This is a genomic window from Pseudomonas berkeleyensis (genome assembly GCF_014109765.1).
In the GTDB taxonomy this organism is placed as follows: domain Bacteria; phylum Pseudomonadota; class Gammaproteobacteria; order Pseudomonadales; family Pseudomonadaceae; genus Aquipseudomonas; species Aquipseudomonas berkeleyensis.
The window spans coordinates 50,000-70,407 of the sequence record NZ_CP059139.1 but is presented as its reverse complement, the minus strand read 5'-3'; the positions used below and the strand labels follow the sequence as shown (position 1 = coordinate 70,407).

At 63.7% G+C, this 20,408-nt stretch carries 18 protein-coding genes; 8 read left to right on the top strand and 10 right to left on the bottom strand.

Annotated elements, in window-relative coordinates; translation table 11 throughout:
- Positions 1-137: 137 nt before the first annotated feature.
- Complete coding sequence (gene ybaL / locus HS968_RS00310) at positions 138-1,868, bottom strand: YbaL family putative K(+) efflux transporter (protein ID WP_119692545.1); 1,731 nt, start codon at positions 1,866-1,868, stop codon at positions 138-140.
- 455 nt (positions 1,869-2,323) lie between these two features.
- Between ybaL and HS968_RS00305 the strand changes: the two genes are divergently transcribed.
- Entirely contained in the window at positions 2,324-3,799 is a 1,476-nt protein-coding gene (locus HS968_RS00305; RefSeq protein ID WP_182369595.1) for a DASS family sodium-coupled anion symporter, read from the top strand.
- Between the two features lie 38 nt (positions 3,800-3,837).
- Positions 3,838-4,581 carry an SDR family oxidoreductase gene (locus HS968_RS00300; protein WP_182369593.1) on the top strand — a complete coding sequence of 248 codons (744 nt, stop codon included), beginning with the start codon at positions 3,838-3,840 and terminating at the stop codon, positions 4,579-4,581.
- A 97-nt stretch (positions 4,582-4,678) separates the two neighbouring features.
- Here the strand turns inward: HS968_RS00300 and dkgB are convergent, their stop codons facing one another.
- On the bottom strand, positions 4,679-5,482 hold the full coding sequence (gene dkgB, locus HS968_RS00295; RefSeq protein ID WP_182369591.1) for a 2,5-didehydrogluconate reductase DkgB: 804 nt from the start codon (positions 5,480-5,482) through the stop codon (positions 4,679-4,681).
- A gap of 148 nt (positions 5,483-5,630) precedes the next feature.
- Here dkgB and HS968_RS00290 point away from each other — a divergent pair, with 148 nt between their 5' ends.
- Positions 5,631-6,524 (top strand): LysR substrate-binding domain-containing protein, encoded by an 894-nt coding sequence (locus HS968_RS00290; RefSeq protein ID WP_182369589.1) that lies wholly within the window; start codon positions 5,631-5,633, stop codon positions 6,522-6,524.
- A 52-nt stretch (positions 6,525-6,576) separates the two neighbouring features.
- Here HS968_RS00290 and pbpG read toward each other — a convergent pair whose 3' ends face one another.
- Both pbpG and HS968_RS00280 read right to left on the bottom strand, forming a co-directional pair.
- Positions 6,577-7,479 (bottom strand): D-alanyl-D-alanine endopeptidase, encoded by a 903-nt coding sequence (gene pbpG / locus HS968_RS00285; protein ID WP_182369587.1) that lies wholly within the window; start codon positions 7,477-7,479, stop codon positions 6,577-6,579.
- Between the two features lie 273 nt (positions 7,480-7,752).
- Positions 7,753-8,673: a choline sulfate utilization transcriptional regulator gene (locus tag HS968_RS00280; RefSeq protein WP_182369585.1), complete on the bottom strand. Its 921-nt coding sequence runs from the start codon at positions 8,671-8,673 to the stop codon at positions 7,753-7,755.
- Positions 8,674-8,786: 113 nt separating this feature from the next.
- Between HS968_RS00280 and betC the strand changes: the two genes are divergently transcribed.
- Genes betC through HS968_RS00265 form a run of 3 tightly spaced genes read left to right on the top strand, consistent with a single transcriptional unit; the run spans position 8,787 to position 12,885 of the window.
- On the top strand, positions 8,787-10,295 hold the full coding sequence (gene betC / locus HS968_RS00275) for a choline-sulfatase (protein ID WP_182369583.1): 1,509 nt from the start codon (positions 8,787-8,789) through the stop codon (positions 10,293-10,295).
- A gap of 49 nt (positions 10,296-10,344) precedes the next feature.
- Positions 10,345-11,265, top strand: a complete 921-nt coding sequence (gene choX, locus HS968_RS00270; RefSeq protein ID WP_119692553.1) for a choline ABC transporter substrate-binding protein — start codon at positions 10,345-10,347, stop codon at positions 11,263-11,265.
- A gap of 48 nt (positions 11,266-11,313) precedes the next feature.
- Positions 11,314-12,885 (top strand): SulP family inorganic anion transporter, encoded by a 1,572-nt coding sequence (locus HS968_RS00265; RefSeq protein ID WP_182369581.1) that lies wholly within the window; start codon positions 11,314-11,316, stop codon positions 12,883-12,885.
- A gap of 81 nt (positions 12,886-12,966) precedes the next feature.
- Here HS968_RS00265 and HS968_RS00260 read toward each other — a convergent pair whose 3' ends face one another.
- The 3 genes from HS968_RS00260 to hemF all read right to left on the bottom strand — a co-directional run bounded on the left by HS968_RS00260 (position 12,967) and on the right by hemF (position 15,194).
- The gene (locus HS968_RS00260) at positions 12,967-13,314 is read right to left on the bottom strand and encodes a DOPA 4,5-dioxygenase family protein (protein WP_182369579.1); all 348 of its coding nucleotides are present in this window, start codon (positions 13,312-13,314) and stop codon (positions 12,967-12,969) included.
- A 5-nt stretch (positions 13,315-13,319) separates the two neighbouring features.
- Entirely contained in the window at positions 13,320-14,141 is an 822-nt protein-coding gene (aroE, locus tag HS968_RS00255) for a shikimate dehydrogenase (protein ID WP_182369577.1), read from the bottom strand.
- A 138-nt stretch (positions 14,142-14,279) separates the two neighbouring features.
- The gene (gene hemF / locus HS968_RS00250; RefSeq protein WP_182369575.1) at positions 14,280-15,194 is read right to left on the bottom strand and encodes an oxygen-dependent coproporphyrinogen oxidase; all 915 of its coding nucleotides are present in this window, start codon (positions 15,192-15,194) and stop codon (positions 14,280-14,282) included.
- A gap of 337 nt (positions 15,195-15,531) precedes the next feature.
- Between hemF and HS968_RS00245 the strand changes: the two genes are divergently transcribed.
- Positions 15,532-16,509 carry an NADPH:quinone reductase gene (locus tag HS968_RS00245; RefSeq protein ID WP_182369573.1) on the top strand — a complete coding sequence of 326 codons (978 nt, stop codon included), beginning with the start codon at positions 15,532-15,534 and terminating at the stop codon, positions 16,507-16,509.
- Positions 16,510-16,720: 211 nt separating this feature from the next.
- Here HS968_RS00245 and HS968_RS00240 read toward each other — a convergent pair whose 3' ends face one another.
- The 3 genes from HS968_RS00240 to HS968_RS00230 all read right to left on the bottom strand — a co-directional run bounded on the left by HS968_RS00240 (position 16,721) and on the right by HS968_RS00230 (position 19,613).
- Positions 16,721-17,278, bottom strand: a complete 558-nt coding sequence (locus tag HS968_RS00240; protein WP_182369571.1) for an L-threonylcarbamoyladenylate synthase — start codon at positions 17,276-17,278, stop codon at positions 16,721-16,723.
- A gap of 109 nt (positions 17,279-17,387) precedes the next feature.
- Positions 17,388-18,491, bottom strand: coding sequence for a DNA-processing protein DprA (gene dprA / locus HS968_RS00235; protein ID WP_182369569.1), 1,104 nt, complete (start codon positions 18,489-18,491; stop codon positions 17,388-17,390).
- A gap of 81 nt (positions 18,492-18,572) precedes the next feature.
- Positions 18,573-19,613 carry a LysM peptidoglycan-binding domain-containing protein gene (locus HS968_RS00230; RefSeq protein WP_182369568.1) on the bottom strand — a complete coding sequence of 347 codons (1,041 nt, stop codon included), beginning with the start codon at positions 19,611-19,613 and terminating at the stop codon, positions 18,573-18,575.
- 152 nt (positions 19,614-19,765) lie between these two features.
- On the opposite strand from HS968_RS00230, the gene def reads away from it, so the two are divergent.
- Complete coding sequence (gene def / locus HS968_RS00225; protein ID WP_106737911.1) at positions 19,766-20,272, top strand: peptide deformylase; 507 nt, start codon at positions 19,766-19,768, stop codon at positions 20,270-20,272.
- Positions 20,273-20,408 lie beyond the last annotated feature (136 nt).

The window sequence follows — 20,408 nt, the reverse complement described above, 5'->3', positions numbered from 1 at the left end:
CTGCGTTGCGCACGGCCCGATTTGTGGCATGCCTCACCAACCCGGCAGTGCTCTACTGCGCGGTTTTCGACAAAAGAAATCGGCACAAAAAAGCCGCTGGCGGATCGCTCCGCCAGCGGCTTGGGTCATCCCGGCTGTCAGTGACCGTGAGCCGGTTTGTGGCTCTCGGCTTCGGCCGGGGCGAACTTGGACAGGATATGGTTCTTCATACCGCGTGCCAGTTCTTCCTCGTCGAAGAACACCTCGCCGATACCGTCACGACGGAAGATCTGCACGGCATCCGGGCTGTGGGTGCGGATCACCACTTCGATGTCCGGGTTCAGCGTGCGGGCGATTTCCACCATGCGCTGCACGTTCATCGGATCCGGCGTGGCGATGACCAGCATCGAGGCCTTGGCGATGTGCGCCTGGATCAACGTACCCGGATCACCGGAGTCACCGCTGACCGCTGCCAGGCCTTCGGCACGAATCTGCTCGACGCGCTCGCGGTTCTGCTCGACCACCACAAACGGGATATGCCGCTCGCCCAGCGCCTTGACGATGCGCCGGCCCACGCGACCGTAGCCAACCACCACCACCTGGCCTTCGAGGAATTTCTTCTCGGTGCTCATCGGCAGCACGGCCAGCGGGTCGGCGCGATGCTCCAGACGCCGCGCCAGGGCAGAGCGCTTGAGCACCAGCGCCTTGAACGGCTGGATCATGCCGAACACCAGCGGATTGAGCGCGATGGAAATCAGCGCACCGGCCAGCACCAGGCTCATGCCCTCCTGCGGCAGCAAGCCCAGCGCCATGCCGAGGCCGGCGAGGATGAAGGAGAACTCGCCGATCTGCGCCAGACTCGCCGCCACGGTCAGCGCCGTGTTCAGCGGATAGCGGAAGGCCAATACCAGGAACACGGCCGCCAGACCCTTGCCGATGATGACGATGGCCACTACCGCGACCACACGCAGCGGCTCGGCCAGCAGCACGGTGGGGTCGAACAGCATGCCCACCGAAACGAAGAACAGCACGGAGAAGGCATCACGCAGCGGCAGCGATTCCTCGGCGGCGCGGTGCGACAGATCCGACTCGCGCATCACGGTGCCGGCGAAGAACGCGCCGAGGGCGAAGGAAACGTGGAACAGCACCGCAGCACCGTAGGCGATACCGATGGCTGCCGCCACCACGGACAGGGTGAAGAGTTCGCGCGAGCCGGTCTTGGCGATCTGCATCAGCATCCACGGCAGCACGCGGCGGCCCACCAGCAGCATCAGCGCGATGAAGCCGGCGACCTGTAGCAGGGTCACACCGAGCACGTACCACAGCGGTGAACTGGCATCACCGGCAGCCGGGCTGTTGCCGCCCAGCACGCCCGCCAATGGCGGCAGCAATACCAATACCAGCACAGTGGCGAGATCCTCGACCACCAGCCAGCCGACAGCGATGCGGCCGTTCATCGAATCGAGGATGCCGCGTGTTTCCAGCGCCTTGAGCAGCACCACGGTACTGGCGCAGGACAGCGACAGGCCGAGCAGCAGGCTCTCACCGAAGGTCCAGCCCCACCAGCTGGCGACGCCCAGGCCAAGCACGGTGGCCAGGCCCATCTGCACCACGGCACCGGGCAGGGCGATCTTCTTTACCGCGAGCAGATCCTTGAGGGAAAAGTGCAGGCCGACACCGAACATCAGCAGCATCACGCCGATTTCCAGCAGCTGCGGCGCCAGTTCCATATCCGCCACGAAGCCAGGAGTGGCCGGGCCCATGATGATGCCGGCAAACAGATAGCCGACCAATGCTGGCAGGCGGATCTTCTCGGCGATGAAGCCGAAAATCAGCGCAAGGCCGAAGCCCCCTGCCAGCATTGTGATGAGTGAGACGTTGTGTTCCATCGCGGCTCCTTAGGTCAGCCCCCAGGCTGATGACTGCAGCGGAGGGGATGGGTCGGTCAAAAACTGTGCACGCCTCCGGCAAACCCGGAACATGAGACAAACCCTTGGTTTTCTAGCAAAAATTGCGCCTCCAGATAAAGCGGCGCAAGAAAATCCAGCCATCTTCCCACCCTTGCCCGATGCGGGCGGAGCGGCTGTTGGCTGTGCGGCACATGCCGGGACAGGCTCAAGCATCGCCTATCCTGGGCTGCGACGCACAAAGTGCCACATCCAGACACACAACTATCGAAAATGATCGTTTCAGGTGCAATTTGCACCATATTGAACAGGCAAATTGCACCAATTAGGTGCGAAAAATGAAACCTCTCAACATCGCCACGGACTGACCTGCCTCAATGGCGCGGCGAGCATCGGGAACTAGATTCCAACCATTGGATATCTCCCGGAGAAACGCCATGCCCGTCATCGCTCAAACCAGTGCCCCACGCGTTCCATGGGGACTGTTGCTCGCACTGCTGGCGCTGGTCGGCATCATCCTGCTGCCTGAGCAGACCGGCCTGCCGCTCGCTGGACAGCGCATGCTGGCGATCCTGGCTTTCGCCGTGATCGTCTGGATCAGCGAATCGGTCAGCTATGAAGTCAGCGCCATCATGATCCTGGCGCTGATGGCCTTCCTCCTTGGCAGCGCGCCGACGTTGAGCGACCCGGACAAGCTGATCGGCACCAAGGACGCCTTGAGCATGGCGCTCGGCGGCTTCGCCAACTCGGCATTGGCACTGGTGGCCTCGGCCCTGTTCATCGCCGCCGCGATGACCCAGACCGGGCTGGACAAGCGCATCGCCCTGCTGACCCTGTCGAAGGTCGGCGCCAGTACCCACCGCGTGCTGCTGGGCGCCATCGTGGTGACCATATTGCTCAGCTTCATCGTGCCCAGCGCGACAGCGCGAGTGGCCTGCGTGGTACCGATCATGATGGGTGTGATCGCTGCCTTCGGCGTCGACAAACGCTCGGCACTCGCGGGCGGCATCATGATCCTGGTCGCCCAGGCCACCAGCATCTGGAACGTCGGCATCCAGACCTCGGCAGCGCAGAACCTGCTCACCGCCGGTTTCATGCATAAGCTGCTCGGCGAATCGGTGACCTGGACCGACTGGCTGATCGCCGGCGCGCCCTGGAGCCTGCTGATGTCGGCGGTGCTGTACTGGGTGATCCTGCGCGTGATGCCACCGGAGACCGACCGCATCGAAGGCGGCAAGGAAGCGGTGCGCAAGGCACTGGCCGAGCTCGGCCCGATGACCTTCGACGAGCGCAAGCTGCTGATCACCGTCCTCACCCTGCTCGGCTTCTGGGCCACCGAAGGCAAGCTGCACAGCTTCGACACGGCCTCCACCACCCTGGTGGGTCTTGCCGTTCTGCTGATGCCCGGTCTCGGCGTGATGAGCTGGAAGCAGGCGCAACCGCGCATTCCATGGGGCACGGTGATCGTCTTTGGCGTGGGTATCAGCCTCGGCAGCGCAGTGCTGACCACCGGCGCCGGCACCTGGCTGGCCAAGCTGCTGGTGACCTACCTCGGCATGGAAGGGCTGTCGCCATTCTGGGTATTCGCCGTGCTCGGTCTGTTCCTGATCCTCATCCACCTGGGTTTCGCCAGCGCCACGGCGCTGACCTCGGCGATGCTGCCGATCATGATCGCCCTGCTGCTGCAGCTCGGCGGCGACATCAACCCGCTGGGCATGAGCATGCTGCTCGGCTACGTGGTCAGCTTCGGCTTCCTGCTGCCGATCAACGCGCCGCAGAATATGGTCTGCATCGGCACGGAAACCTTCACCGCGCGGCAGTTCCTGCGTACCGGCATCTGGCTGACGCTGGTCGGCTACCTCCTGATGCTGGTGTTCGCGCTGACCTGGTGGCGCTGGCTAGGCTGGATCTGAACAGGCACTCTTGGGCCTTCACGACAAGGAGCCTGCCCATGAGCAAGAACCTGCTGATCACCGGTGCCAGCCGTGGCATCGGTCGCGCTACCGCACTGCTGGCCGCCACCCAGGGTTGGACGGTGGGTGTGAATTACCGAAGCGACCGCAGCGCCGCCGACGAAGTGGTGAAGCAGATTCTCGCAGCGGGCGGCCAGGCCGTCGCCCTGCAGGGCGACGTGGCCGACGAAGACGACGTGCAGCGTCTGTTCGAAGCCATGGACAAGCTTGGCACCCTGCATGGCCTGGTGGTCAACGCCGGTATCGTCGCCCCACCCATGCCGTTGCTGGACATGAGTGGCGAACGCCTGCGGCGCATGTTCGACGTCAATGTGCTGGGCAGCTACCTAACCGCGCGCGAAGGCGCTCGACGCATGGCGCGCAGCCGTGGCGGCGAAGGTGGCTCGATGGTGCTGGTATCGTCGGTAGCCGCCAGCCTCGGCTCGCCATTCGAGTACGTCGACTATGCCGGCGCCAAAGGCGCAATGGACGTGCTGACCCGCGGGCTGGCCAAGGAACTGGGCGGCGAAGGCGTGCGGGTCAATGCCGTGAGGCCAGGGCTGATCGACACCGAAATCCACGCCAGCGGCGGTCAACCGGGCCGCGCCGAGCGCCTGGGCAAGGCCACACCACTAGGCCGCGCCGGACGTGCCGAAGAGGTCGCCGAAGCCATCGTCTGGCTGCTCGACGACAAGGCCAGCTACACCACTGGCGCGCTGATCGATATCGCCGGCGGCCGCTAAGGCACGACCCATATCCCTTCGTGTCCGCTGCGCGCGTCCAGCGCCAGGTAGGGTGCGCCATGCGCACCGCTGGCAAGCCAGGCGACTTTCCGTGGGCTCAATCCCAGCGCGGCGCGAAACCGGGATTGGCGACCCGCTCGCCACGCTCCAGAGTGGCGATGGCGGCCATGTCGGCGGCGCTCAGGCGCAGCTCGGCGGCGGCCAGGTTGGCCGCCAGGTTCTCGCGTTTGGTCGAGGACGGAATCACCGCATAACCCTGTTGCAGTGACCAGGCCAGGGCCACCTGCGCCGGGCTGGCGCCATGGGCGGCGGCGATGCGCTGAATCGCCGGCTCGGCCAGCACCTTGCCGTAGGCCAGCGGCATGTAGGCGGTCAGGTGGATGCCCTGCTGACGGGCGAAATCCACCAACTGGCGGTTCTGCAGCAACGGATGGATCTCCACCTGGTTGGTGGCAATCTCGTCGACGCCCACGGCATCGATGGCCTGGCGTAGATGGGCGATGGTGAAGTTGGACACGCCAATCGCTGCCGTCAGCCCCTGGCGCTTGGCCTCCAGCAGTTCGCTCAGATACTGCGCCACAGGGATTTCATCGTTCGGCGACGGCCAGTGGATCAACGTCAGATCGACCCGTTCCAGGCCCAGGCGCTGCAGGCTCTCCTGCAGGCTGGCAAGCACCCGGCCGCTGCCGAGGTTTTCAGTCCAGATCTTGGTGGTGACGAACAACTCATCACGCGCCACGCTGCTGGCAGCGATGGCCTGGCCAATCGCGGTCTCGTTGCCGTAGATCTGCGCGGTGTCGATATGCCGGTAGCCCAACTCCAGACCCGTGCGTACCGAGTCGATGGCAACCTGATCCTTGAGACGGAAAGTGCCAAGGCCGAATGGGGGAATGAATTTCATGCAGTTCTCCTTGATCGATGCCAGAGCCGCGCCGGCGGCCCTATGGCCACGGACAAGCCCGAAGGCAGTTGATGGCGCACAGTATCCGGGCCAGACTCATGCGGAAAAAGCCGATAGCCCAGCAAACACCTTTGACTGAAGATCAACAATGAAGATCAGCCTGGAAGAAATGCTCGCCTTCGTCAGCGTGGTCGACAGCGGCTCCATCAGTGCCGCCGCCGAGCAACTGGATCAGACCGCATCCGGCGTCAGCCGTGCACTGAGTCGCCTGGAGGAAAAGCTCGCGGTCACCCTGCTACGCCGAACCACGCGGCGTCTGGAGCTGACCGAGGAGGGTGAGGTGTTCCTGACCCAGGCGCGGCGCATCCTGGCCAGCGTCGAGGAGGCCGAGGAACAGATGACGCTGCGCCGCCAGGCACCAGCCGGGCGCCTGCGCATCAATACCGCCTCGCCGTTCATGCTGCATGTGATCGTGCCGCTGATCGGCGACTTTCGCGCACGTTATCCACAGATAGAGCTGGAATTGAACAGCGATGACCGCATCATCGACCTGCTGGAGCGACGTACCGACCTGGCCATTCGCATCGGCCACTTGCCGGACTCCAGCCTGCATGCCCGGCCGTTGTGCCATAGCCGCCGCCGCGTTCTGGCCAGCCCCGCGTACCTGGCGCGCCACGGCACGCCGATACGTACCGAAGACCTCGCGCAGCACAGCCTGATCGGCTTCACCGAGCCCGAGAGCCTCAATGAATGGCCGCTGCGCCACGCCCTCGGCGAACGCTGGCGCATCACCCCGAGCCTGCGCGCCTCCAGCGGCGACACCATGCTCGAACTGGCGCTGATCGGTGAAGGCCTGGTGTGCCTGTCGGACTTCATGACCGATAGCGCTCGCGCCAGCGGTGCATTGGTGGAAGTGCTGGCGGAGCAGCGCGTGGAGGTGCGCCAACCGGTCAATGCGGTGTACTACCGCAACACCGCACTGGCCTCACGCATCACCTGCTTCCTCGATTACCTCAGCGAGCGACTGGGCTGCCCGAGCTGAGGTACAAAGAGAAAGGGCGACTCAATGAGTCGCCCTTTTCGTCAGCAACGGATCACTGCGCGGCCTGCATGCTCCACTCGGCGAGCTTCTGCTGCTTGTAGCTGAGCGCGGCGGCTGGCACCGGGGTGACCTTGCCGGTCTCCATCCAGCGCTTGAGGCGGTTGGCGTCGGCCATGTGGGTGTACTTGCCGAAGGCGCCGAGCACGACGAACGCTACCGGACGATTGGCGATGGTGGTGGCCATCACCAGGCAGCGACCGGCGGCATTGGTGAAGCCGGTCTTGCTCAGGTTGATGTTCCAATCCGCCTTGCGCACCAGGGCATTGGTGTTGCGAAAGCCCAGGGTGTAGTTGGGCTTGCGAAAGGCCACGGTGGCTTCCGAGTCGGTGCTGAACTGGTGGATCAACGGGTACTGGCTGGCGGCCTTGACCATCAATGCCAGGTCACGGGCGGTGGCGACGTTCTGCTCTGACAGGCCGGTCGGCTCGACGAAGTGGCTGTTGCGCATACCCAGCGCCTTGGCCTTGGCATTCATGGCCGCGACGAAGGCGCCATGGCCACCCGGGTAATGGTGGGCGAGGCTGGCGGCGGCGCGGTTTTCCGAGGACATCAGCGCCAGGTGCAGCATCTCGCGACGGGTGATCTCGCTACCCACCCGCACACGGGAGAATACGCCCTGCATTTCCTGGGTATCGCGGATGGTGATCGGCAGTACCTCGTCCAGAGGCAGCTTGGCGTCGAGCACTACCATGGCGGTCATTAGCTTGGTGACCGAAGCGACCGGCAGGCGCAGATCCGGATTACTGGAATACAACTCCTGGCCAGTTTTCAGATCGATCAGCAATGCGCTACCAGCGGCCAGCTCCTGCTTTGGCTGGGCCGGCGCGGCCTGGAGGTTCGAAACAACAAGGCTACCGCACAGCAGCAGGCCCAAAATCGAATGACGGAGTTTCACGGTTCACTTCACCGGTTGGAGTGTGGGGGCCGCTGGCAGGCGATGAAAAACAACCGGCGAGCAGGCCGTTGAAAAACGTCGACGAGGCAGCCAGTGCAAGGCAAAAACAGGCGAAAAAGCGCAGTTTACGTGTTGTAAATGAGCATTTGACCGGGCTGGCGCTCCAGCCTGTTTTTAACGCAGCAATGGCAACGCAGGCAGTTTTTCAACAGCCTGCTAGAGCGGCGGCGACCAGTATAGAGACTCACGCTTGGCTATTGCAGTATGGCCCGGTCAAACGGTTGTTGCTGGCGAATCCAGCTCGGCCTGCAGCCAGTCGACGAAACGCTCGGTCAGGCGCTGGCGGCGCTTGCGCTCGGGCAGCACCAGGTAATAGCCGAGCGCCGAATGCGCCTCGGCATCACCCAGACGACAGAGCAGCCCCTGGGCCAGCAGTTCATCCACCAGATGCCGCCAGCCGATGGCCACGCCTTGCCCGGCAATTGCCGCCTGGATCAGCAGGGTGTAGTTGTCGAAGCGCAGCGCTCCTGGCGTCGGCAGGCTGGCGATACCCAGCGCACGAAACAGGCCGTCCCAGTCGAACCAGCGCGAACGATGCTCGGGGCGCAGGTGCAGCAACGGCAGCTCGGCCAGTACCGCGACCGGCAGCGGTGGCTGACGTTCGCCGAGCAGACGCGGGCTGCACACCGGAAATACCTCTTCGCGAAACAGCAGGTGCGCTTCGCCATGCTTGAAGCGGCCATCGCCAAAACGGATCGCCACGTCGATATCGCTGGGCACCGTGGCCGGGTCGCGCTCGCTGGTGATCAAACTGACGTCGACTTCCGGATACAGGCGATTGAAGCGCTGCAGGCGCGGCATCAGCCAGTAGGCGGCGAACGCAAAGTCGGTAGCCACTTGCAGCACTTCATGCTGCTGACGCGCGGTAACCGCCGCCAGTCCGGCATCGAGATTGGCCAGGCCTTCCTGCACATGAACGAGTAACAGCTCGCCAGCCTCGGTCAGCACGATGCCGCGATAGACCCGATCGAACAGACGCGTAGCCAGCTGTTGCTCGAGGCGCTTGATCTGCTGGCTGATGGCCGGCTGGCTGCTACCCAGCTCGTTCGCCGCCGCAGTGAAGCTGAGCTGGCGCGCAGCCGACTCGAATACCCGCAGCGCGTCGAGCGACAACCCATCGATAGCTTTAAACATAAGCTCTGCTTATCCGAGGCATGTTCTCCAGCCGGGTTTACCCTGCCGCCGTTCTACCGGAATCATGGTGCCAGCACTGTCGCATAAACCAACAGTATGGAATACCCGCCACCATGAAGCGTCCGAACATCCTCTTCATCATGGTCGATCAGATGGCCGCGCCGATCCTGCCGCTGCACGATGCTGCCTCGCCGATCCAGTTGCCCAACCTGATGAAGCTGGCCGAGCAGGCCGTGGTGTTCGACTCCGCCTACTGCAACAGCCCGCTCTGTGCGCCGTCGCGCTTCACCTTGGTCAGCGGCCGGCTGCCGTCGAAGATCGGCGCCTACGACAATGCCGCCGATTTCCCCGCCGACGTACCGACCTACGCCCATTACCTGCGTCGCCTTGGCTACCGCACCGCACTATCGGGCAAGATGCACTTCTGCGGGCCGGATCAGTTGCACGGCTACGAGGAACGCCTGACCAGCGACATCTACCCGGCCGACTACGGCTGGGCGGTGAACTGGGACGAACCGGACGTGCGCGCCAGCTGGTACCACAACATGTCCTCGGTGCTGCAGGCCGGCCCGTGCGTGCGCAGCAACCAGCTCGACTTCGACGAGGAGGTGGTGTTCAAGGCCCGCCAGTACCTCTACGACCACGTGCGCATGAGTCCGGATCAGCCTTTCTGCCTGACCGTATCGATGACCCACCCGCACGACCCCTACACCATCCCGCGCGAGTACTGGGATCGCTACGAGGGCGTGGACATTCCCATGCCGCGCCAGCACATCGACCAAGCCGAACAGGATCCGCACTCGCAGCGTCTGCTCAAGGTCATCGACCTGTGGGACAAGCCGTTGCCCGAGGACAAGATCCGCGACGCCCGCCGCGCCTACTTCGGCGCCTGCAGCTATATCGACGACAACATCGGCAAGCTGCTGAAGACCCTGGAAGAGTGCGGCCTGGCCGACGACACCCTGATCGTCTTCTCCGGCGACCACGGCGACATGCTTGGCGAGCGCGGCCTCTGGTACAAGATGCACTGGTTCGAGATGTCCGCCCGCGTGCCGCTGCTGGTGCATGCGCCGAAACGCTTCGCCGCGCACCGGGTGAGCCAGTCGGTTTCGACCCTCGATCTCCTGCCGACCCTGGTAGAACTGGCTGGCGGCAAGGTCGACGACGGTCTTGAGTTGGAGGGCCACTCGCTGCTGCCGCATCTGCAAGGCAAGGGCGGCCACGATGAAGTGCTCGGCGAATACATGGCCGAGGGCACCGTCAGCCCACTGATGATGATTCGCCGTGGCCCGTGGAAGTTCGTCTATTCCGAGCAGGATCCCCTGCTGCTGTTCGACCTGGACAGCGACCCGCTCGAACGTCAGAACCTGGCCGAGTCCAGCGAGCATCGCGGCATCCTCGCCGGTTTCGTCGCCGAGGCGCGCGAGCGCTGGGACATCCCGGCCATCCACGCCGCCACCCTCGCCAGCCAGCGCCGCCGCCGTCTGGTGGCCGAGGCGTTGAGCCAGGGCAAGCTGACCAGCTGGGATCACCAGCCCTGGGTCGATGCCAGCCAGCAATACATGCGCAACCACATCGACCTCGACGATCTGGAGCGCCGCGCCCGTTTCCCTCAAGCATGAACCTTTGCCGACTGCCGCCCCCAAACCAGAAGAAAAAAGGAGAGACGCCATGAACCGATTCAGCGTGCTACTACTCGCCGCAGCGCTCACCAGCGCCGGCAATGTCTGGGCCGAAGACGCCGCCTGCGGCACGGTCAAACTGGGTGACCCGGGCTGGAGCGACATTGCCGTGACCAACGGCATTGCCCGCTTCCTGCTCGACGGCCTCGGCTATCAAACGCAGAGCCAGACCCTGGCGGTGCCGATCATTTTCGCCGGGCTGCAGAAGGGGCAGATCGACGTCTTCCTCGGCAACTGGATGCCGGCGCAACAGAGCAACTACGACAAGTTCGTCGCCAGCGGCGAGGTCGACAAACTGGCGCAGAACCTCGAAGGCACCGAGTACACCCTGGCCGTACCGACCTATGCCTATGAAGCCGGGGTGAAGACCTTCGCCGACCTCGACAAGCACGCCGACAAGTTCGGCAAGAAGATCTACGGCATCGCCTCCGGCTCGCCGGCCAACGAGTCGATCAAGCAGATGATCGCCGGCGATGAGTTCGGCCTGGGCGACTGGCAACTGGTGGAGTCCAGCGAGCAGGCGATGCTGGTGCAGGTCGGCCGCGCGGTGCGACGCGACCAGTACGTGGTGTTCCTCGGCTGGACGCCGCACCCGATGAACGTGCAGTACGACATGCAGTACCTCAAGGGCGGAGAGAAGTACTTCGGCGAAAGCGGCCAGGTCAACACCCTGGCGCGCAAGGGCTATGCCGCGCAGTGCCCGAACGTCGGCAAACTGCTCACCAACCTCAAGTTCACCCAGGACATGGAGAACGCCATCATGGATCAGGTGCTGAGCAAGGAGGCCAGCAACGATGCCGCGATCAAGGCCTGGATCAGCGCCAACCCGCAGGTGCTTGATGGCTGGCTGGACGGCGTCACCACCCGCGACGGCGGCGACGGCCTGGCTGCCGTGAAGACCCGCCTGTAACGCCCTCCCGATCACGGGCAGCCGTTGGTTGCCCGTGCGAGTTTCGCCATGCCGCTACCTGACAAACAGGCGCTGCTGCCGTTTCTACGCTGGCTGCCAGGCATCGACCGCCGCACTCTCGGCAACGACGCGCTGGCGGGCCTGACCGGCGCCATCCTGGCATTGCCGCAATCGCTGGCCTATGCGCTGATCGCTGGTCTGCCGGCCGAGTACGGCCTCTACGCCGCCATCGTGCCGGTGCTCATTGCCTGCCTGTGGGGCTCGTCCTGGCACCTGATCTGCGGGCCGACGGCTGCCATATCGATCGTCCTGTTCACCAGCGTCAGCCCCATGGCCAAGGCGGGCAGCGAGCACTTCATCGCCCTGATCCTGCTGCTGACCTTTCTTGCCGGACTGTTCCAGTGGCTGCTCGGCCTGCTGCGCTTCGGCGCACTGGTGAATTTCGTCTCGCAGTCGGTGGTGCTCGGTTTCACCCTCGGCGCCGCGCTGGTGATCGCCATCGGCCAGGTGCCCAACCTGCTCGGCGTCGAGCTGCCAAGCCAGGCGACGGCACTGGCCAGCCTGCTGCAGATCGGTCAGCACCTGCCCGACGTGCATTGGCCAAGTCTGGCCGTGGCAGGCATCACGTTGCTGGCGAGCCTGGCAATACGCCGACTCTGGCCACGGGCACCGGCGTTGCTCCTCGGCTTGCTGCTCGGCAGCCTGCTGGTGGCGTTGCTGCCGGCACGCTACAGCGGTGAGATCGCCCTGGTCGCGTCTTTTGCCGGCAGCCTGCCACCCTTCACCACGCTCGATTTCAATCTCAACGCTGTGCTGCAACTGCTGCCCGCGGCGGTGGCCTGCGGCATGCTCGGGCTGGTCACCAGCCTGTCCATCGCTCGCGCCCTGGCGGTGAAATCGCACCAGTTCCTCGATGCCAACCAGGAAGTGCGCGCTCAGGGCCTGTCGAACATGCTCGGGCCTTGGTTTTCCGGCTCGCTATCGGCCGGCTCCTTCACCCGTTCGGCGCTGAACCTGCAGGCCGGGGCGCGCACGCCACTGGCCGGGATTTTCTCCGCGCTGCTGGTGGCGCTATTCGCCCTGTTCGGCGCGTCGCTGCTGGCACACATTCCGCTGCCGGTGATGGCGGCCGGTATTCTCCTGATCTGCTGGGGCCTCGTGGATCTAGCGGCGATTCGCGCGTTGCGCCGGGTCAGCCACGCCGAGTTCGTGGTAATGCTGCTGACCTTCGCCGCCACCCTGGTGCTGGAGTTGCAGACGGCGATCTACGCCGGCGTGCTGGCCTCGCTGTTCTTCTACCTCAAGCGCACCTCGCAGCCACGCGTGCGCCTCTGGCAGGACGGCGATGACGAGGTGCTGCGCATCGAAGGCTCGATCTTCTTCGGCGCCTGCCAGTACATCCAGCAACTGCTGCAGAACAGCCATGCACCGCGCCTGGTGATCGACGCCCGACATATCAACTTCATCGACTACGCCGGGGTAGAGATGCTGCATCAGGAGGCGCGCCGCCTGCAGGTGCTGCAACGCCAGCTGGTGCTGCGCCAGGCACGCCCGCAGGTGGTGGAGGAAATCCTCAAGCTGGAAGGCCGAGAAGGCTGCCCGTTGCACTTCGAGGAGTGAGCGGTGCGCGCGGCGCACCCTACACACCACGTATGAGCCTTACCGTAGGGTGCGCCATGCGCACCGATGACACTCCACCAATTACGGGGTGAGCGTACTCAGATCCAGAGGGCGTACCTGGCCGAGCCACAGCGGCCAGTCACGGTGATCACGCAGCTCATCGTCGGTGATCGGGTGCACCAGCACGTTGAGGCCGTTGCGCCGCTGCATCAACCAGGGCACCAGGTCGCCGAACAGCTCGGGACGAAAGGCCAGTTGGCAACTCCAGTCCGGGTGCGGGCCAACCGGACGTTGGTGCATGCGCCCCATCTTCAGCGGGAAGCACCGTGCAGCCTCTTCGCACAATATGCGGGCCTGCTCGAGGGTGGCCGCGTCGAAATAGACGTGAGCGTGGTAGCCCTTGATCCGCAGCAGCCCCTCGTCGTTCATCACGTTCAGCCCGCTAGTTGACGGCGCAGCTCGGCCAGTACCGGTGCGGTGTCCGGACGCACGCCGCGCCACAGCGCGAAGGCTTCAGCAGCCTGCTCGACCAGCATGCCGAGGCCATCGAGGCAACGTGCCGCGCCGTGTTCGGCGGCCCAGCGATTGAAGGCAGTCGCTTCGCGGCTGTACATCATGTCGTAACAGACGGTGTGGCCAGGCTGGATCAGACTCGGGGCAATCGGTGGCAACTCACCGCCGAGACTGGCCGAGGTGCCGTTGACGATCAGATCCACCGGGGCGTCGATCCAGTCGAAACCGGCAGCGACCAGTGGGCCAAGATCGGCGAATTCGCGTACCAGCTGCTCGGCCTTGGCCACCGTGCGGTTGGCGATTACCAGCACCGCCGGGCGCTGCGTCAGAAAGGGCTCGAGCACACCGCGCACCGCGCCACCCGCACCGAGGATAAGAATGCGTTTGCCGGCCAGGGCGAAGCCGGCGTTGTCCTGCAGATCACGAGTCAGCCCGGCGCCGTCGGTGTTGTCACCCAGCAGGCGACCGCCTTCGAGCTTCTTCAGGGTGTTCACCGCGCCGGCGCGGCGCGCGCGCTCGGTGAGTTCGTCGCAAAGGCGAAAAGCCTCTTCCTTGAACGGTACGGTGACGTTGCCGCCCAGACCTTCAGCGAAGAAAGCCCGAGCATTGGCGGTGAAATCGTCCAGCGGCGCCAGACGTGCCTGATAGTCAAGCACCTGGCCGGTCTGCTCGGCGAACAGACGATGAATCTGCGGCGATTTGCTATGACCGATGGGGTTGCCGAAGACGCAGTAGCGATCCATAGAATTCCTGGCGGTGGTAGCCGGATACGATCCGGGAACGGGCGAAGGGACTCCCGGATTTCATCCGGGCTACAGAACTCGTAGGGTGCGCCATGCGCACCGGATGGTGTTTGGTGCGCACGGCGCACCCTACCCAGATTATGCCTGCACGAGCCAGTCGCGATCGGTCAGGAAATACTCGGTCAGACGCGCTTCCTCGCTACCCGGCTCCGGCTTCCAGTCGTAACCCCAACGCACGTGCGGCGGCAGCGACATGAGGATCGACTCGGTGCGCCCGCCCGACTGCAGGCCGAACAGGGTGCCACGGTCGAACACCAGGTTGAACTCGACGTAGCGGCCGCGACGGAAGGCCTGGAACTCGCGCTCACGCTCGCCGAACGGCGTCAGCTTACGGCGCTGGACGATGGGCAGATAGGCCTGAATGTAGGCATCGCCGATGGCACGAATGAAGGCGAAGCAGGTGTCGAAACCCCACTCGTTGAGGTCATCGAAGAACAGTCCGCCAATACCGCGCGGCTCGCCGCGATGCTTGAGGTGGAAGTAGCGGTCGCACCAGGCCTTGAACTTCGGATAGACCTCGGCGCCGAAGGGCGCGCACGCATCGCGGGCGACCTGGTGCCAGTACACGCAATCTTCTTCGTTGGCGTAGTAAGGCGTCAGGTCGAAACCGCCGCCGAACCACCACACAGGTTCCTCGCCTTCCTTCTCCGCGCTGAAGAAGCGCACGTTGGCGTGCGAGGTAGGCACGTAGGGGTTCTCCGGGTGAATCACCAGCGACACACCCAGGGCCTGGAAGCCACGACCAGCCAGTTCCGGACGATGGGCGCTGGCCGAGGGCGGCAGGCTGTCGCCGAACACGTGGGAGAAATTCACCCCGCCTTTCTCGATCAGCGCGCCGTTCTCGATCACCCGCGTGCGACCGCCACCACCGGCCGGACGCTGCCAGGCGTCCTCGGCGAAGACGGCCTGGCCGTCTTCGGCTTGCAGGGCGGAGCAGATGCGATCTTGCAGGTCGAGCAGATAGGCCTTCACGGCCTCGGTACGGTCAGTCACGGCGGCACCTTGAACAGAGAGCGGGTCGAAATCGGCGGGCAGCATAGCATTCACCCAGGCACATCCGCAGTTGACGTCGGTCAATCAGGACGATTGGATAGCAGGCCGTTGAAAACGTAGACGAGGCAGGCAAGACAAGGCAAAACAGCCGAGAAGGTGGTGTTTACATGCTGTAAATGTGCATTTTGAGGTTGTTTTTAACGCAGTATTGCCAACGCACGACTGCATGGATGCAGGAGGTAGAGCGACGCAGGAAGCCAAAGCCGAGGTGGTTTTTCAACGGTCTGATAGAGCCTTTCGCCGCATGCAGCGGCTCCGACCAAATAAGGAATCCGAGATGGCCAAGCGTATTCAGTTCAGCCAGCACGGCGGCAGCGAAGTGCTGGAGTACCGTGACTACCAACCGGCAGCGCCGGGCCCACGCGAGGTACGGGTCGCCAACAAGGCCATCGGCCTGAACTTCATCGATACCTATTACCGCAATGGCCTCTACGTGCCTCCAGCCCTGCCGTCGAGCCTGGGCACCGAAGCCGCCGGCGTGGTCGAGGCGGTCGGCAGCGAAGTCACCCGTTTCGCTGTCGGTGACCGTGTGGCATACGCCACCGGCCCGCTTGGCTCCTACGGTGAGCTGCATGTGTTGCCGGCAGACAACCTGGTACACCTGCCGGACAGCATCAGTTTCGAGGAAGCTGCCGCTGTCATCCTCAAGGGCCTGACCGTGCAGTACCTGCTGCGCCAGACCTATGAGCTCAAGGGCGGTGAAACCATTCTTTTCCATGCGGCGGCCGGTGGCGTTGGCTCATTCGCCTGCCAGTGGGCCAAGGCACTGGGCGTGAAATTGATCGGTACCGTCAGCTCGGCGAAAAAGGCTGCCCTTGCCAAGGAGCTGGGTGCCTGGGCGACCATCGACTACAGCCATGAGAACGTCGTCCAGCGCGTGCTGGAGCTGACTGACGGTGCCAAGTGCCCGGTGGTCTATGACGGCGTCGGCAAGGACACCTGGGAAACCTCGCTGGACTGCGTGGCGCCGCGCGGCCTGCTGGTCAGCTTCGGCAATGCCTCTGGCGCGGTCACCGGGGTCAACCTGGGCATCCTTGCGCAGAAGGGCTCGCTGTACGTCACCCGGCCGACCCTGGCCAGTTACGCCAACACGCCGCAAAACCTGCAGGCCATGGCTGACGAGCTGTTCGCGATGATTGCCAGCGGCAAGCTGCAGGTGGAGATCAGCAACCGCTATGCGCTGAAGGATGCTGCCGCCGCCCAGGATGCGATGAGCGCACGCAAGACCACCGGCTCGACCATCCTCTTGCCGTAACTGTAGGGTGCGCCATGCGCACCGCCCCTGCCACGAGCGCAGTCTTGACGGTGCGCGCAGCGCAAGCACGGGGGCTATTCCCGGATTGCATACGGGCTACGAGGCTGCCCTAGAAATCGGTCAGACCTTCGCAGCTAAAGCCCCTCCCACAGGCGTACGGACTGTAGGAGGGGCTTGAGCCGCGAGCTTTTTCGACGCGAGCGTAATTCAGTCAGGAAGGACGGATCACATCGCCCGTGCGTAGGTCGCGGATCAGGCTGGGATTCTTGCGCCCCCCCAGGGCACCGACCAGTACTTTGTCCAGCTCACCCGGAAAGTACTGCTCCACGCGCAGACGTGAACGTGCCGAAGGGCGGCCGGCCGGGTTGGCCGAGGTGGAGATCAACGGCCCGGTGTAGCGGCACAGTGCACGTACCAGCGGATGATCACTGACACGCAGGGCAACGGTCTCGTGCTGACCGGTCACCCACTCGGGCAAACGATTCTGATGCGGCACCAGCCAGGTATTCGGCCCAGGCCAACTACCGGCGAGACGCTCCTGCCAGACCTCTGGCAGGTCATCGAGAAGAAAGTCGAACTGCTCGATGTTGTCGGCGACCAGAATCAGTCCCTTGTGCATCGGTCGTTCCTTGAGCGCCAGCAGACGATCCACCGCGGCTTCGTTCCACGGGTCACAACCCAGCCCCCAGACTGCCTCGGTCGGATAAGCGATCACGCCCCCCTCACGCACCACCCGCGCCGTTTGCTGTATCTGCCAATTGCTGGCCATCGACTGTCTCCCGCTGAACGAATGGGCGGCAGTCTATCCAAGTCGGCCATGCGACTGTAGCCCGGACGCGATGCGCGATGACCGGTATGAACGGCCGGGCTTTCTCCGGCTAGGGGTTTCGCGCCAGCCAGCGCCCAGCCTCGTTGCATACCAAACCATCCAGCTCCAGTTCGGTCAGTGCCGCCAGCACATCTGCCAGCGCCCAGCCACTACTCTGCACCAGGGCTTCGGTGCTGTGCGGTGCGGCATGTAGCAGCGCCAGAAGCGGATGCTCGACCCTGGTGGCTCGAACCGGAGCAAGGCTGATGCGCGGAGCCTGCCAGCCTTGTAGCGCTTCGAGAATATGGTCGATGCTCTCCACTAGCGTGGCGCCATCGCGAATCAGTTGATGGCAACCGCGTGCTCCCGGGTGGTGGATCGAACCGGGAATGGCATACACCTCGCGCCCTTGCTCGGCGGCCAGTCGTGCGGTGATCAGAGACCCGCTGGAAGGGCTGGCCTCGACCACCAGCACGCCGACCGAGAGACCGCTGATGATTCGATTACGCCGGGGAAAGTTGCTCGCCTGAGGCGGACAATCCAGCGGCAACTCGGAAACCAGAGCACTGCCCCGTTCGACGATCTGCGCCGCCAGCCGGGTATGTCGCCGGGGGTACAAGTATTGCAACCCCGTACCGAGAACCGCCACTGTCCTGCCGCCCCCGTCCAGGGCGCCTTGGTGCGCGGCGCCGTCGATTCCCAAGGCCAGGCCACTGGTGATCGCAAAACCACCGGCTGCCAGGCTGCGGGCAAAGGCGCGAGCATTATCCAGGCCAGGCTGCGAGGCACGCCGACTGCCGACCATCGCCAACTGCGGCAACTCCAGCACACCCGGATCACCCGCCACAAACAACAGCGGCGGTGCATCCGCCAGTTCGGCGAGCAGCGCCGGGTAGTGCGGGTCATCCCACATCAGCAGGTGTTGATCAGGTGCTTCCAGCCACAGCAGTGCAGCTGCCGCTCGTTCGCGAATTTCCGCACTGCGCCTGGGCTCGGCGCACGCAGCTGGCAACCCGAGAGCCCGCCAGGCACTGGCCGGCGCACTCAACGCGGCCGAGGCGCTGTCGAAAGCGCTGAGCAGTTTGCGAAAACGCCGCGGCCCCAGCTCCGGCAGCAAATGCAGGCGTAGACGGGCTTCGAGTTCGGCGGGAGACAGCGAGGCAGGAATAGGCATGATGATTCGTCCCTGATCGATGGTGTCGCCATCCTGGCGACCAGAAAGCATGAGCCCCGCGATTGCGGGGCTCATCGGGTGTTACGGATTGCGAACCTTGTCCATCACCGCCAGTTGGCGTGTAGCGCCAAGTACCAGGCCATAGCTGAGCTTGTCGTAAGTGCGGAACACCATCAGCAGACCAGAACGCTCATCCGGAATTTTTACGCTTTCACCCGTGACGCGATCACGTACGGTCTCGCCCGTTTTGTACACCGCCAGCACGTTGCCAATTTCCAGACCATCGCGCGCGCCCTTGTTCAGGGTGACCACGTCGAACTGACCGATCTGAGTCACACCACGCGGCACATCGAGAATCAGACCATTGATCTCACGGGTCGGCTCACTGGGCATGAAGGAGGAGTTGATCGCGCGCTCCTCGGTGGGGAACAAGCGGTCACCCAGGCGCACTTCCTGGGTCGAACGGCTCAACACCAGCGTACCGATATCACCTTCTTCTGCGACGATTTCACCGGTACCGATGTCATCAGCATTGATACCGAGGAATTCCTTGGTATCCGGATCCGTGTAGGTCTTGCCCTGACGGAAGATGCCGTAGATCGGATGATCTTCCTCGAATTGACCGCGAGCGTAAACACGATCCCCTGCACCGCTGACCACGCGCTCAGCGTTACCGGCGACCACGTAAGGCTTACCACTGAACTCTTCCGGAGTGTCGACGATGCGGTTGCTCAGCAGGAAACTGTTGATAGCCTCCAGAGGAATGGTCGGGATCGCCTCAGCCATCGGTGTGCTGCGCACCTGGGGTGACAGCTTGATGGTGCCGCGTGACTCGCCACGGTTGAGCATCAGGCGCGGCTGACCATCGATGTAGACAAGATTGAGGGTGTCACCGGGATAGATCAGGTGCGGATTGGAAACCTGCGGGTTGGCATGCCAGATTTCCGGCCACTTCCACGGTTGGCGCAGGAATTTTCCGGAGATGTCCCAGAGCGTATCGCCCTTGACCACGGTGTAACGGTCCGGATGACCGTCCTTGAGCTGCACTTCGGCCAGGGCCATTCCGGTCTGGGCCAATCCGCCGGCTGCAACGAGCAGCAGGGCGAGTAGTGATTTCCTCATGCGGTGAATCCCTTTATTATGTGCCTTCACGTGAAGCGCCCTAGCGCCGCGTTCAAACCCGCTGAATCCGCGGCGTGAAGCCGTTTTTCAATGCTGTTCATCATCTTAGCAGCGGATTTTGACTTTATTCCACAAGTGCATCACAAACGCATATGGCGATCCTGAATATCCTCGAATTTCCTGATCCACGCCTGCGTACCATCGCCAAACCGGTGGACGTCGTGGACGACTCCATCCGTCAACTGGTCGACGACATGTTCGAGACCATGTATGACGCACCCGGTATCGGCCTGGCCGCGACACAGGTCAACGTGCACAAGCGCGTAGTGGTCATGGATCTGTCCGAGGACAAGTCCGAGCCGCGGGTGTTCATCAACCCCGAGTTCGAGTCGTTGACCGACGAGATGGATCAGTACCAGGAAGGCTGCCTGTCGGTTCCCGGCTTCTACGAGAATGTCGACCGCCCGCAGAAGGTCAGGATCAAGGCACTGGATCGCGATGGCCAGCCCTATGAGCTGATCGCCGAAGGCCTGCTCGCCGTGTGCATCCAGCACGAATGCGACCACCTCAACGGCAAGCTGTTCGTCGACTACCTGTCCAGTCTCAAGCGCGATCGCATCAAGAAGAAGCTGGAAAAACAGCATCGCCAGCGCGCCTGATCCTCGTTCATCCAAAGGCTTGCGTAGCAGGTCGCATGGAAATGTCACGAGCGAAGGTTAGGCAAGGCGAAAACAGGCGAGGGCGCGGAGTTTACGAGCTGTAAATGAGCAGTCCGAGCCTGTTTTCAACGCAGCA